The organism is Hyalangium sp. (assembly GCF_035629615.1).
Classification (GTDB): domain Bacteria; phylum Myxococcota; class Myxococcia; order Myxococcales; family Myxococcaceae; genus Hyalangium.
On record NZ_DASPHO010000266.1, the window covers coordinates 1 to 14445 of the forward strand.

The following is a 14445-nucleotide window of genomic DNA, read 5'->3' on the forward strand; positions in this document are numbered from 1 at the left end:
CCACGACGGCCATCTGCAGGCCGAGGCAGATGCCGAAGAAGGGCACCTTGTTCTCGCGCGCCCAGCGGACGGCCGCAATCTTGCCCTCCGTGCCGCGCACGCCGAAGCCGCCGGGGACGAGCACCGCGTCCACGCCGTCCAGCATCGCCTCCGGGCCCTGCGTCTCCACGTCCTGGCTGTCCACGAAGCGCAGGCGCACGCGCACGTCGTTGGCGATGCCGCCGTGGAGCAGGGCCTCGTTCAGGCTCTTGTAGGCCTCCTTGAGGTCCACGTACTTGCCGACGATGCCCACCTGCACCTCGCCGCGGGCCGGCTCGTAGATCTTCCGGCAGATGCTCTCCCAGCGCTCCAGGTGGGGCGCTCGGCTCCAGATGTTGAGCACCTCGGCCAGCCGGTCATCCAGCCCCTGGCGGTGCAGCTCCAGCGGCAGCTCGTAGATGCTCTTCACGTCCGGCGAGGTGAACACGTTGCCCGTGTCCACGTTGCAGAACATGGCGATCTTGTCCTTGAGCTCCTGGGAGATCTCCCGGTCCGTGCGGCACAGCAGGAAGTCCGGCTGGATGCCGATCTCCCGTAGCTTCATCACCGAGTGCTGGGTGGGCTTGGTCTTCACCTCGCCGGCCGCGCTGATGTAGGGCAGCAGCGTCAGGTGGACGTAGACGGTGTTCTCGCTGCCCACGTCGTAGCGCATCTGCCGGATGGCCTCGAGGAAGGGCAGCGACTCGATGTCGCCCACCGTGCCGCCGATCTCCACGATGATGACATCCACGTCCTGGGCGGCCTGGCGGATGCTGATCTTGATCTCGTCGGTGACGTGCGGAATGACCTGGACCGTCTTGCCCAGGTACTCGCCCCGCCGCTCCTTCATGATGACGGAGTGGTAGATGCGGCCGGAGGTGAAGTTGTTCATCCGGCTCATCCGAGCGTTGGTGAACCGCTCGTAGTGGCCCAGATCCAGGTCCGTCTCGCCGCCGTCCTCGGTGACGTAGACCTCGCCGTGCTGGAAGGGGCTCATCGTGCCGGGATCCACGTTGATGTAGGGATCCAGCTTGACGAGGGTGATGTTGAGTCCTCGGTTCTCCAGCAGGGCGCCGATGGACGCGGAGGCGAGCCCCTTGCCCAGGGAGCTGACCACGCCGCCGGTCACGAAGATGTACTTGGTCTTCTTCGAACGCATGTCCCTTCCTGCCAAGGAGGTCGGGGTGCGTCAATGATTCTGTGGAGGCCAGGGGCCCGGCCGGCTCGCCAGCGGCTCAGGAGCCGTCCTGGCTCTTGGGGCGGGCGTGGGCGTAGTCCTTGGCTTCCGGCTCTCCGGCGCGCAGGTTCCGCAGCGGACAGTGGCGGCAGGTCCAGCCGTCCCAGGCGCGCTTCACGGCCAGGTGCAGGCAGCGGTCATAGTGGAAACAGAAGAGGTTGCGCTGAGTCTCCACCGCTCCCTCTTCCCGGATGGCCGAGGGGAGGGGGGTGGGGCAGGGTGTAATAGGCACGGCAGAGCTTCTCCAGAGAAGTCATCGAGGCTTCCCCCCCGCTCACAAACAGGGTGGCTGCGAGGTCATTCCCGAAGAGCCGTGGAGCACTGGGACATAAAAAAGGCCCGCTCTCCCCGTGCGCCCCTTTCGGGTACGACGCGCGCGGGAGGGAACGGGCCTCACTGCTGGCTCCACATCCGCCGGGTGGCTAGTGCGCCATGCCAGCGGAGGTGGATGCCTGACTGATGTTGGTCAAGGCATCACCTCCTTTCGTCTGCGGCAGCAGTGTTAACCGGGAGGGTGGTGCGTGCGCTAGTGCTGAATGTGGGTATTGCCGGGTGTCGGACGGGTCGGCTGCTCCTCAGGCGGCCACAGGGCATCAGGCCCTGAATCCGGGGGCCAAGGTCCGGGGGCCGGGGCCATACCACCTGCGTGGTATCGCCGGGCCTGCTCGGGTTGCGCACCCTGCCTCGGTTCCTTGTCCTTCGACAGCGTGGCTGCTGGCTCCATAAGGGACGGGAGCGCTCGCTCCGCTGAGGGGATTGCGCCACATGAAGCTCGAGAGCCTGGGGTTGTTCCTGTGGGTGGCGTTTGTGGCCAGCTCCTGTGGTGAGGAGCGGCGTGCGCCGGGGGCTGAGCTGGCTCCGGTGGCGGCGCGCACGACGCGGCAGGAAGCTCGGAGCACCAACAAGGTGCTGATCCTGGGCAGCACCGTCAACGGTGGGCTTGGCAGCCGTGAGGCTCAGGCCGCGCTGGCCTACGCGCCGCCCGGTGTGGTGATTGACGTGGTGACGCCTGCGCAGTGGCGGCTGATGACGGCCACCCAGTTCATGTCCTACCGCGCCATCGTCATCGGCGATGCGGCCTGCACGGCCGGTGAGGCCGCGTTCCAGGCGGCGATCGACACCCGCGCCACCTGGGGAGCCATCGTCGATGGTGACGTGGTCATCATCAGCACGAACGTGAGCTCCAACAATGCGCCCCAGATCGTGGAGAACGGGATCTGGGACGTCATCCGCAACACCTTCCAGCACCGAACGGGCATGTACATCTCGCTGGGGTGCGCCTACCAGAACGCCCCGGCCAACACGCACGTGACGCTGCTGGAGCCGTTCGGTGAGTTCAAGGTCCAGGGCCTGTCGACCTGCGCAGATACCGGCCACATCTTCCAGGTGCTGCCCGACTACCTGTCGGACAGCATGTTCGATGGGTTTCTCCCTGGCGAGGATCTGTGCGCTTCGCGTGCGGTCTTCACCAACTACCCGAATCGCACCTTCGCGTTTGTGGCTCTGGCGACGAGTTCCATCGGCGAGCCGATTCCTGGCGAGCAGGTCTATACGGACTTCTTTGAGGGGATGGATTACGCGGGTACCCCCTACATCCTCATGCGCGGTGCCTCTCCTGTGGGCGCCGGCTGCGGCGGTGACTCCAACAACGTCCCGTCGGTAGAGGAGTGTGACCTGGGGGATGGCAACAATGGCCAATCTCCCGTCGAGGGCACACCTCCGGAGCTCACCTGCTCGTTCTCGTGCCGCCTCGAATGGTGCGGCGACGGTCACGTGGACACGATCTGGGGCGAGGAGTGCGACGAAGGCCTCAACAACGGCCGTAGCTCAGATGCCTCTGGCACCATCGGCACGTGCACCTCGTTCTGCAAGACCCCCAGCATCCCGGTGCCGCCCAGCAGCCCGCCTGTGGCGCGCTGCAAGAACGTGACGGTGATGGCGACCAACACCTGCGGCATCCCCGCCGACATCAATGACGGGTCCAGCGATCCGGACAACGATCTGGTGGGCTGCACGCAGAACCCGCCCGGCCCGTACGGCCTCAGCCCCACGGGTGCCGCCACTTACGCCACGGCGGTGACCCTGACGTGTACGGACCAGGCGGGCAACATGGCTCAGTGCATGGGCACTGTGACGGTGACGGACAAGGTGGTGCCGACGGTGACCCTCATTGATGAGGCCAACCAGTCGCTCGAGTGCAACCGCAGCATTGCGTACTCGGACCCGGGCGCCACTGCCAACGACCTGTGCTCAGGCCCGCTGCCGGCCGTGCCGTCGGGCACGGTATCCATGGGGACACCCAACACCTATACGGTGACCTACACCGCGACGGACCATGCCAGTAACAGGGGCACGGCCACGCGCACGGTCGTCGTGTCCGACACGCTGCCACCCAACATCACTGTTGGCACGAACCCCGTTTCGCACCAGTGCGGCGAGGCCTACAACGATTCGAACGTGTCGGCCCTCGACCAATGCGCGTTGGGTGTGCAACTGGTGAGGACCGGCGTCCCGACCGGCTTCGTCACGGGCGGCTTCACGGTCCTCTACAACTCGACGGACCCGGCGGGCAACGCCGCCCAGGAGAAGAGTCGCACGGTCAATGTGATCGACACGGTGAAGCCCACCGTGACGATCACCGGGTCGCTGACGCAGACGGTGGAGTGCAATGACCCCGCCTATGTGGACCCGGGCGCCACGGCCACCGACACGTGCGCCGGAGCGCTGCCCGCCGTGGCCCAGACTCCGCCCAACACGGGCGCTCCGGGCACCTACCCCGTCAGGTACCAGGCGGCGGATCCCGCAGGCAACGTGGGGATCTCGTCCAATGCTCGGACTGTGACGGTGCGCGACACACTGCCGCCGTCGGTGACGCTCACCGGCGGGAATATGGGCCTGGAGTGCGCCACGGTTTGGGACGATCCGGGCGCCACGGCCACCGACCAGTGCCGCGGCAACCTGCCTGTCACCAAGAGCCCGGCCACGGTAAACAACATGCAGCTGGGCGCGCAGACGCTCACCTACAGCGCGACCGACGGGGTCCGCACGGACTCGGAGACGCGGATGGTGACGGTGAGCGACTCGCGGGCCCCGGCCATCACGCTCATGGGCCCGCTGAACCTGTCGGTGGAGTGCGGTGATCCGACCTACGCGGACCCGGGTGCTACGGCGAACGACGCGTGCGTCGGCCCGCTGCCCGCGGTGCCGGAGCCGCCGGCCAACCCGAACGTGCCGGGCACCTACAACGTCCGCTACCGCGCGACGGACCCCTCCAACAACACGGCCCTCTCGGACACCAGCCGGACGGTTTCGGTGCGCGACACGCTGCCGCCGACGCTGACGCTGCAGGGCGCCAATCCCCAGGCGCTGGAGTGCGGTACGCCCTGGGTCAACCCGGGCGCCACCGCCAGCGATCAGTGTGCCGGCCCGCTGACGGCCACCGTCTCGGGTGGCGTGAACCACCAGGTGCCTGCCGCCTATACGGTCACCTACACCGCCTTCGACGGAACCCACACGCTGACCGCCAACCGCGCGGTGAACGTGAGCGACACGCTGCCGCCCTCCATCACCGTGAACGGTCCGCTGGAGGACTCGTACGAGTGCGGCGCTGCCTATACAGATCCGGGTGCCTCTGCGACCGACGCGTGCGACGGGCCTGTGGCTGTGACTTCGTCCAGCCAGGGCGATCCGAGCCGGCCGGGCACCGTCACCATCTCCTACTCGGCGCAGGATGCGGCGGGCCACCAGGTGACTTCGCCCGTGACGCGCACGGTGACGGTGGACGACGACGCGCCGCCCACGCTGACCCTGCTGGGCCAAGCGACGCAGCGGCTCGAGTGCGCCACGCCCTACAACGACCCGGGCGCCAGGGCCAACGACGTGTGCTACGGGGATCTGACCGCCAACATCGTGCGGACGGGCTCCGTGAACAACATGCAGCTGGCCGCCCATACGCTCACCTACAACGTGTCGGATGGCGCGGGGAACAACGCGGCCCCTGTCAGCCGCACGGTGCAGGTGGAGGACGGGGAGGCGCCGATCGTCACGGTCACCGGCCCGCTGAACATCCCGGTGGAGTGCGGCGATGACTCGTACGCGGATCCGGGCGCCACTGCGAACGACGCGTGCGTCGGGCCGCTGCCTACGCTGCCTAGCATCGTGGCCGACCCGGATGCGCCGGGCTCCTACGTCATCAACTACCAGGCGGCGGATCCTTCCGGCAACGTGGGCCACTCGAGCACCAGCCGCACGGTGACGGTGAGCGACACGCTGCCGCCAGTGCTGGCGCTCAACGGTGGGAACATGGGCCTGGAGTGCGCCACGCCCTTCAATGACCCGGGCGCCACGGCCAACGACCAGTGCCGCGGCAACATCACGGGCCTGATTGCGCGGACGGGCGAGGTGAACAACCGTCAGCTGGGTGACCAGACGCTCACCTACAGCGTGACCGATGGCACCTTCACGGACACGGAGACCCGCACGGTGACGGTGAGCGACACGCTGGCGCCCACCATCACGGTGAACGGTCCGCTGGAGGACTCGTTCGCTTGCGGTGCCACCTATACGGATCCGGGTGCCACGGCCACCGACGCGTGCGTTGGCTCCGTCCCGGTCACGTCGTCCCGCACGGGCGACCCGGGCCGGCCCGGCACCATCACCATCTCGTACTCGGCCACTGACCCGTCGGGTAACAGCGTCACCTCGCCTGTGACGCGCACGGTGAGCGTGAACGACGACGCGCCGCCCACGCTGGTCCTGCTGGGGCCTGCCACGCAGTCTCTGGAGTGCGCCACGGATTGGACCGACCCGGGCGCCACGGCCAACGACGCGTGCTTCGGGGATCTGACGGGCAGCATTCAGCGGACGGGAGAGGTGAACAACCGTCAGCTGGGCCCCCAGACGCTCACCTACAGCGTGACCGATGGCACCTTCACGGATACGGAGACCCGCACGGTGAATGTGAGCGACACGCTGGCGCCGTCCCTGACGGTGCTGGGGCCGCTCAGCCAGCAGGTTCAGTGCAACCATGCCCCGTATACGGATCCGGGCGCCACCGCGACCGACCTGTGCGCCACCAACGTGCCCGTGCTGGTCACCGGCTCCGTCAACACCGGCGCGGCGGGCAACTACACCCTCACCTACCGCGCGACCGACCCGTCGAACAACACGACGACGTCCTCGGATGTCCGCACGGTGACGGTGGTGGACGACCTGCCGCCCTCCATCTTGCTCACGGGCGCTTCCCCCGCCACGCATGAGTGCGGTATCGCCTACAACGACCCGGGCGCCACGGCGAACGACGCGTGCGCTGGGGACCTGACTCCTCTCATCCAGCGCTCGGGCGCGGTGAACTCGGGCCAGCTGGGCGAGTACACGCTCAACTACACCGTGACGGATCCGTCCAACCTCACCGCGAGCACGCAGCGCACGGTGACGGTGGATGACACGCAGGGCCCGATGCTGACCCTGGTGGGCCCCGCCACCCAGACCGTCGAGTGCGGCCCGACCTACGCGGATCCGGGCGCCACCGCCACGGACCTGTGCGCGGGCAACCTGGACGCTCAGATCCAGGTCTCCGGCGCGGTGAACCCGCGCGTGGTGGCCGACTACAACGTCACCTACTCGGTGGCCGACAACGCGGCCAACGCCGCGACGCCGGTCAACCGTGCCGTGCAGGTGCGTGACACGGTGGCGCCTGAGATCACCGTCACCGGCGAGCTCGAGACGACGTTCGAGTGCGGCTCCGCCTACGTGGATCCGGGCGCGACGGCCAGCGACGTGTGCGCCGGCCCCGTCACCGTGGTTGCGGCGCAGGCGGGCAATGCGAACCAGCCGGGCACCATCACCATCAGCTACACGGCGACCGACCCGTCGGGCAACAGCGTCACCTCGCCTGTGACGCGCACGGTGCACGTGAGCGACAACGCGGCGCCCACGCTGGCGCTGCTGGGCTCTGGCACGCAGCGGGTGGAGTGCGCCACGCCGTTCAACGATCCGGGGGCCACGGCCAACGACGCGTGCTACGGGGACCTGACGGGCAGCATCACCCGCAACGGCACCGTCAACACGGCCGTGCCGAACGACTACCCGCTCGTGTACAACGTGACGGACGGGGCGGGGAACAGCGCGCCCTCCGTCAGCCGCACGGTGGAGGTGCGTGACACGCTGCTGCCGTCCATCACGGTGCTCGGCCCGCTCGCGGACTCGTACGAGTGCGGCGGCGCCCAGTACACGGACCCGGGCGCCACGGCGACCGACAGCTGCGCGGGCAACCTGACGTCCGCCATCGTGGCCACGCGCACCTCGGACCCGGGCGCGCCGGCCAACTTCGTCATCACCTACAGCGTGTCGGATCCGTCCGGCAACACCGTCACCTCGCCGACTTCCCGCACGGTGACGATGAACGACAACGCGGCGCCCACCATCGCGCTCAACGGCCCGGCCACGGAGACCCTGGAGTGCTGGCCTGGTCCGTACACCGACGCGGGCGCGACGGCGAACGACGCGTGCATCGGTCCGGTGCCGGTGACGGTCAACGGCTCGGTGAACACGCGCGTGGCGGGCAACTACACGCTGCGCTACACGGCCCAGGACACGGCGGGCAACACCTCGCTCGAGGTCTCCCGCAACGTGCGCATCAATGACACGGTCGGTCCGGCCATCACGCTCACCGGCCCGAACGCGGTCACCCTCGAGTGCAAGGTGGAGACGTACGCGGATCTGGGCGCCACGGCAGAGGATCTCTGCTCCGGCCCGGCCCCCGTCGTGGTGGATGCCTCCGACGTCGACCCGACGGAGACGGGCTTCTACCTGGTCCACTACTCCGCCACGGACTTGAGCAACAACACGAACACCACGGTGCGCAACGTGAACGTGGTCGACAGCCTGCCGCCGACCATCGCGCTCAACGATCCCAACCCCATGGTCATGGAGTGCGCCACGCCGTTCATCGATCCGGGTGCCACGGCCGAAGACGTGTGCCAGGGCAACGTATCCGACACGGTCTTCGTGGAGTTCACCGACCTGGATACCCTGCGCGAGGGTGACTACATCGTCCGGTACCAGGCGCACGACCGTCGCGGCCACGATGTCCGGGCCACGCGGAACGTGACGGTCAACGACACCCGGCCGCCGGTGCTCACGGTGGTGGGCGCTCCCACGCAGGAGATCGAGTGCGGCACCCAGCCGGGCCTGGGTGTCTCTGCCACGGATGCGTGCTACCCCCACACCGCCACCATCGTGGCCACTCCGGCCCAGCTGCCCAACGAGCCGGGCGAGTACGACGTCTACTACTCGGCCACGGATGCGGCGGGGAACACCACCGCCGAGGCAGACCGCGTCACGCGCCACTTCACGGTGGTGGACACGACGGAGCCGGTGCTGGTCGTCAACGGGCCCACGGAGCTGTACTACGAGTGCACGGGCCACGCGATCGGCAACGTGTGGAGCAACCCGGGCGCCAGCGCCACGGACGTGTGCGAGGGCGACATCATCGTCCACCAGTACAACACGGGCGACGATGACGGCGACGGCGTCCCGGGCGACATCGATATGGATGACTTCGGGCCTGGCCCGACGACCGAGGTCGAGGGGCTCTACTACGTCCAGTACCTGGCGTGGGATGAGAGCTTCAACATCCAGGGCGCCATCCTCTCCGTGTACGTGCAGGACTCGCTCAAGCCGGTGCTGTACCTGAACGGCGAGGAGACCGTCCAGACGCAGTGCTTCCTGCCCACGGACGATCCGACCGACCCGGATGAGGTCGTCGAGGTGGACCCGGATCCGTACGTGGATGCGGGCGCCTTGGGTGATGACCAGTGCTACGGCGATGTGACGCCGCTGGTGCAGTCGTTCGGCGACATCAACAAGCAGGCGCCGGGCACGTACACCATCGAGTACCAGGTGCGTGACGGGGCCTTCAACTGGGCCGATCCCATCACCCGCACGGTGGAGGTCATCGACAACATCTCGCCGAAGCTGAAGCAGAACCCGCCCATCAAGCTGTTCCCGCCGAACGGCGTCACCATGCGGACGGTGCAGCTCAGCGAGTGCGCGGTCGCCTGGGACATGTGCGTGGGCTACATGGACATCATGGACCGGGCGTACGACCTGGTGGTCACCAGCAACGAGCCGGGCAGCGACGCGGGCGACATCGTCATCGTCGGCAACAACACCTTCCAGGTGCGCGCCGAGCTCAACTCCAACGGCACGAGCCGGGTGTACACGGCGCAGTACAAGGTCGATGACGACGTGGGCAACTCCCAGCAGGGCACGTGCAAGGTGTATGTGCCGATCAACGACAACGACCCGGCGCCCACTGTCACCGGCGGCTCCGAGTTCATGGCGGGCCGCTAGCCCGTCACACGCTGTGAAGTCCTGAACGGCCGGTGTCCCTCACGGGGCACCGGCCGTCGTATTTTTCCAGGGCCCCCGGAAGCTCCCTGGGCAGGCTGGCAGAGGGGGCTGCCTCCACCTGGGCGAGTGAGGTACACAGGAGGTGGGGTGGGGCCCTGCCCTGGAGAAGAGCGGAACCATGAGGCTTCACCAGCGCTCCGCGCACTTGCTGCCGTTGCTCCTACTGGTGCTGCTCCTGCCTGTGCGCGGGGAGACGGCGGGGGAGGCCGGGCCCCGCCTGGCGTGCGCCCCTTCGCCTCAGCAGGAGACAAGCTTCGCGAACAAGAATGTCACCATCACCTCGCTCGTGGCGATGGGCGAGGCGGTCTTCTTCGCCTCGTCCGAGGCCAGCGTCGGCGCGACGCTGTGGAAGGCCACCCAGGACGCGAATGGCGACGTGGTGACGACGAGCCTGTACTTCAGGGCGGGGGGGGACGTCCGCTTCAGCCGGCTGACCGTGGCGCAGCAGCGGCTGTACTTCGTGGTCACCACCGGCGGCCTTAATCCCGAGCTGTGGGCCAGCGATGAGATGGGTACTCGGGGGCTCAAGATCTTCTCGGACTCCGCCCTGTCCAATGGCGAGAGGTTCGCCGTCATGGGCGGCACGCTGTTCTTCATGGCGGGAGTGTCTGACACGGGCGCCGAGCTGTGGCGCAGCGACGGGACGGCCGAGAGCACGCAGCTCGTCCATGACATCAAATCCGGCCCCGAGCCCTCCACGCCCAATGAGCTGACGGTCCTCGGTGGGGAGCTGTTCTTCCGGGCGGAAGACGGGAGCATGGACGTCGAGCTGTGGAAGAGTGACGGAGTGCCGAACAGCAACGGCACCCAGCGGGTGAAGGACATCTGGACTGCAGGTTCCAGCAACCCCGGCTCGCTGAGGGTGATAGGGGACAAGCTCTACTTCACCGCGACGCCTACCCTAGGGGCCCAGTCGGAGATCTGGGAGAGCGATGGGAAGCCGGAGGGCACCCAGGTCGCCGTGCCCTTCGAGCAGGCCCGGAACCACGGCCCCCTGGAGTCCCTCACGGTCGCCGGAGACAAGCTCTTCTTCAGCATGGACGATCAGGAAGGGCACGGCCAGGAGCTGTGGGTGAGCACTGGGAGGCCCGAGGGCACGAGGATCGTCAAGGATCTCAAGCCCGGGCAGAACAGCTCCGGGCCGGAGCTGCTCACCGCGGTGGGCCAGACGCTGTTCTTCATGGCGAGCGACACAGAGACAGGCCGAGAGCTCTGGAAGACTGATGGAACGGAGGCGGGGACGGTGTTGGTGAAGGACTTCATCTCAGGCCCGAGCAGCTCGCTGGGGGGAGAGGTGCTCGTGTCCGGGGGCGGGGGGCTGCTGGTGTCGATCGATGACGGCGTCTCGGGAAAGCAGCTGTGGCGGATCAATCGCACGGGCGCAGAGCAGCTGACGACCATCGGCACCGCGCCTGATGGATCCAATCCTCACTCGATGACCGTCGCGGGCGACAGGCTCTACTTCGTGGCCACCTATCCCTCTGTCGGTGAGGAGCTGGTCTCCCTCCCTCTGGGAGAGGTGGACTGTGTCCCGCCCACGCGCGTGTGCCCGGAGGATCTGCACGTCGAGGCGGTCAACTCGATGGGCGCCCACGTCAACCTCCCGCCCCCGAAGGAGATGAGCGATGACTCGCTCACGCCGCTCACGGTGAGGTACCGATCCGCCATCTCAGGGGAGCTCCCCAGTAACGCAGGGGACTTCCAGGTGGGAGCTACCTCCGTCACCATCACCGTGGAGGATGCTGCCAAGAACAGCGCGGAGTGCACGCTGATCGTCACCGTCGAGGACAGGACCGCGCCCGCGCTGGTGTGCCCGCGGCAGCTGGTCCGGGAGGCCACGGGGCCCCTGGGGGCAAACGTCTCCTATCCCGTGCAGGCGCTGGACGCGGTCACTGAGAGCCCGGAGGTGAGCTACAGCCACGCTTCCGGCTCCTTCTTCGCGCTCGATCAAGAGGTGGAGGTGCGGGCCACGGCGACCGACGAGAAGAACAACAGCAGCACGTGCGACTTCAAGGTCGTCGTCAAGGACACGGTGCCGCCGGCGCTCACCTGTCCGCAGTCCGTGGTGCATGTGGCCACGAGCGCCGAGCCTGTCTCCATCCCCTACCCGCAGCTCCAGGCGACGGACGTGGTCACCCTCACTCCGAGGGTGGAGGCCGATCGCCCCTCGGGGAGCCTCTTCGAGGTAGGGGAGTGGCCCGTCACCCTCACGGCGGTGGACGCGGCGGGCAATCAATCCCAGTGCACCTTCACGGTGTACAACCTGGACGCGGTAGCGCCCACCCTCACGTGCCCGGGGCCTCAGCAGGCGCTGGCCACTGAGCCGGAGGGCGTGGCGGTGCACTTCCCCGCGGCGGAGCCGGATGACGATCTCGCCCCCCCCCTGCCCACCGTCCGCTATACCCATGAGCCGGGCAGTACCTTCCCAGTTGGGGAGACGATCGTCACCGCCACGGCGAGCGATCTCGGGGGCAACGAGGTGAGCTGCTCCTTCCCCGTCACCGTGGTGGAGCGATCGGGGTGTGGCTGCCAGTCCGGCTCAGCCAGTGCGAGCCTCTTCTGGCTGGCGCTGGCGCTGGTTCCGCTGTGGGCGCGCCGCCGGGCCGGTAGACTGGCGGGGTGAGCACCTCCCTCGACTCTTACCGCGCCGAGTTCCCCGTCCTGGAGAAGCTGCTGTACTTCAACCACGCGGGGGTGTCGCCCACGAGCGTGCGGGCCGCCACGGCGGTGCGCGAGTGGATGGAGGACGTGGTGCACTACGGCGTGCGGCACGAGCGCCAGTGGGAGGCCCACGTCGCTCACACCCGGAAGCTGGCGGCGCGGCTGATCGGCGCGGCCCCGGAGGAGATCGCCTTCGTGCGTAACACCAGCCATGGGCTGGGGCTGGTGGCCGAGGGGCTGGACTGGCGGCCTGGGGATGAGGTGGCGGTGGCCACGTCGCTCGAGTACCCCTCCAACGTCTACCCGTGGCTGCACCTGAAGGATCGAGGCGTGGAGGTGCGGGAGATCGCCGCGCGCGAGGGGGGAGTCACTCCGGAGGCGGTGGCCGCGGCCCTCACGCCGCGCACCCGGCTGGTGGCGGTGAGCTCCGTGCAGTACGCCAGCGGCTACCAGACGGAGCTGGAGGCGGTGGGGGCGCTGTGTGAGCGCGCCGGCGTGCTGCTGTGCGTGGACGGCATCCAGAGCGTGGGCTGCGTGCCGGTGGACGTGAGGCGCAGCCGGATCCACTTCCTGAGCGCGGACAGCCACAAGTGGATGCTGGGCATCTCCGGTGCGGGCTTCCTGTACGTGGCCCGGGAGGTGCTGCCCCGGCTGCGTCCCGTGCTGGTGGGGTGGCGGAGCACCACGGATGCGTGGAACTTCAACCGCTCGCACTTCGAGCTGCGCGCGGACGCGCTGAAGCTGGAGGAGGGCAGCCATGCGTACACGGGCATCTACGCGCTCGCGGCCGCGCTGGAGCTGCTCCTGGAGGTGGGCGCGGAGCGCATCGGGGCACGCATCCGCGAGCTGCTGACGGTGCTGGACGGGGAGCTGCGTGCCCTGGGCTGCGACACGGGGCCCGCGCCGGAGCACCGGGCGGGCATCCTCACCTTCCTGCCGCGCGCCGGAGATCCTCGGCCGCTGTACGGCTGGCTGTCCGAGCGGGACGTGGTGCTCTCGCTGCGCCGAGGCCGCCTGCGCGTGTCCCCTCACTTCTACAACCAGCCGGAGGAGCTGGAGCGGCTCGTCCGGCTGGTGCGAGACTTCAAGGGGGCGTGAGGCACCGTGGAACGGGCGAGCTGAACCCGATGAGGCGAGAGGCGCGCGCCCCCGCCTCAGACGGCTCCGGCGGGGACTCCCGGCTTAGAACAGGTTCTCGATGGAGAGGTAGCGCTCGCCCGTGTCGTAGCAGAAGGTGAGCACCCGGCTGCCGTCGGGGATGTCGGCGAGCTTGCGGTTCACCGCCGCCAGCGCGGCCCCGGACGAGATGCCCACGAAGATGCCCTCCTCCTTCGCCGAGCGGCGGGCGAAGTCGAACGCCTCCTCGTCGGTGACGGTGATCGCCCCATCAATGGCGTCCACGTGCAGGTTCTTCGGGATGAAGCCCGCGCCGAGGCCCTGGATCGGGTGCGGCGACGGCTGCCCGCCGCTGATCACCGCCGACTTCGCCGGCTCCACCGCGAACACCTTCAGCTTGGGCCACACCTTCTTCAGCTCCTCGGCGCACGCGGTGATGTGGCCACCCGTGCCTACACCCGTGATGATGTAGTCCAGCCCCTCCGGGAAGTCCTGGAGGATCTCCTTCACCGTGGTGCGCTTGTGCACCGTGATGTTGGACTCGTTCTCGAACTGCTGCGGCATCCACGAGTTGGGCGTCTGCGTCACCAGCTCCTGCGCCCGGGCAATCGCGCCCTTCATGCCCCCGGCCCGCGGCGTCAGCTCCAGCTGCGCCCCGTACGCCGCCATCAGCCGACGGCGCTCCAGGCTCATGGACTCCGGCATGACGAGGATGAGCTTGTAGCCCTTCACCGCCGCCACGACGGCCAGGCCAATGCCCGTGTTCCCCGACGTCGGCTCGATGATGACGCTGTCCTTCTTGAGGATGCCCCGCTGCTCGGCGTCCTCGATCATGGACAGGCCAATGCGGTCCTTGATGCTGCCGCCCGGGTTGGCACGCTCCAGCTTCATGTACACCTCGACGCGCGAGGGGAAGAGCCGGTTGATCTTGACGTGGGGCGTGTTGCCAATGGTCTGCAGGATGTTGGCTGCCTTCATCGGATGGGCCTCGGGGGTGG

General features: G+C 68.2%; 6 protein-coding genes. 3 read left to right on the plus strand and 3 right to left on the minus strand.

Going from position 1 to position 14445, the window contains the following annotated elements; translation table 11 throughout:
• Both VD972_RS13325 and VD972_RS13330 read right to left on the minus strand, forming a co-directional pair.
• A partial coding sequence (locus tag VD972_RS13325) for a CTP synthase (RefSeq protein WP_324986298.1) occupies window positions 1–1177 on the minus strand: 1177 nt, incomplete at its 3' end.
• Window positions 1178–1253: 76 nt separating this feature from the next.
• The gene (locus VD972_RS13330) at window positions 1254–1487 is read right to left on the minus strand and encodes a hypothetical protein (RefSeq protein ID WP_324986300.1); all 234 of its coding nucleotides are present in this window, start codon (window positions 1485–1487) and stop codon (window positions 1254–1256) included.
• A 533-nt stretch (window positions 1488–2020) separates the two neighbouring features.
• Between VD972_RS13330 and VD972_RS13335 the strand changes: the two genes are divergently transcribed.
• The 3 genes from VD972_RS13335 to VD972_RS13345 all read left to right on the plus strand — a co-directional run bounded on the left by VD972_RS13335 (window position 2021) and on the right by VD972_RS13345 (window position 13429).
• Window positions 2021–9610, plus strand: a complete 7590-nt coding sequence (locus tag VD972_RS13335) for a DUF5011 domain-containing protein (protein ID WP_324986303.1) — start codon at window positions 2021–2023, stop codon at window positions 9608–9610.
• A gap of 178 nt (window positions 9611–9788) precedes the next feature.
• Window positions 9789–12293: an HYR domain-containing protein gene (locus VD972_RS13340; protein ID WP_324986306.1), complete on the plus strand. Its 2505-nt coding sequence runs from the start codon at window positions 9789–9791 to the stop codon at window positions 12291–12293.
• Window positions 12290–13429, plus strand: coding sequence for an aminotransferase class V-fold PLP-dependent enzyme (locus VD972_RS13345; protein WP_324986309.1), 1140 nt, complete (start codon window positions 12290–12292; stop codon window positions 13427–13429). The genes VD972_RS13340 and VD972_RS13345 overlap by 4 nt, the downstream gene beginning before the upstream one ends.
• Window positions 13430–13513: 84 nt before the next feature.
• On the opposite strand, the gene cysK is transcribed toward VD972_RS13345, so the two are convergent.
• A complete protein-coding gene (gene cysK, locus VD972_RS13350; RefSeq protein ID WP_324986312.1) occupies window positions 13514–14425 on the minus strand; it encodes a cysteine synthase A in 912 nt (303 codons plus the stop codon).
• Window positions 14426–14445 lie beyond the last annotated feature (20 nt).

Excerpts from the sequence above, each read along its gene's own strand:
- VD972_RS13335 (WP_324986303.1), top strand. The coding sequence starts at position 2,021 with ATGAAGCTCGAGAGCCTGGGGTTGTTCCTGTGGGTGGCGTTTGTGGCC.
- VD972_RS13340 (WP_324986306.1), top strand. The coding sequence starts at position 9,789 with ATGAGGCTTCACCAGCGCTCCGCGCACTTGCTGCCGTTGCTCCTACTG.
- cysK (WP_324986312.1), bottom strand. The coding sequence starts at position 14,425 with ATGAAGGCAGCCAACATCCTGCAGACCATTGGCAACACGCCCCACGTC.